The following is a 347-nucleotide window of genomic DNA, read 5'->3' on the forward strand; positions in this document are numbered from 1 at the left end:
CGCTTCCAGAATTTCATTGCTGGAAATCGTGAATGAACGCGGGATACCTTCGGACAAATTGCGGCCTTTGACTTCCATTTCCTTGACTTCGGAACCCGGGAAAGCAGAACCGATCGCTTTTTTGATTGCTTCTGCGGTTTGTTCGCCGATCAGCATGCCGTAGTTACGACGGATGTAGTTGACAATCGCTTCATCAAACTTATCACCACCGACGCGTACCGAACCTTTATAGACCATACCACCCAGCGAAATGATGCCGACTTCGGTCGTACCGCCACCGATATCGACGACCATGGAACCGGTCGCTTCCGATACCGGCAAACCGGCACCGATCGCAGCTGCCATCG

Annotated in this window: 1 protein-coding gene; it reads right to left on the minus strand. The window is 52.4% G+C overall.

All coding sequences use genetic code 11. The features are described from left to right. Positions 1–347: rod shape-determining protein (locus KDM89_RS20740; protein ID WP_212689730.1), on the minus strand; the 347-nt coding region annotated here is incomplete at both ends.

Source organism: Cognatundibacterium luofuense (assembly GCF_018139685.1).
Taxonomy (GTDB): Bacteria; Pseudomonadota; Gammaproteobacteria; order Burkholderiales; family Burkholderiaceae_D; genus Undibacterium; species Undibacterium luofuense.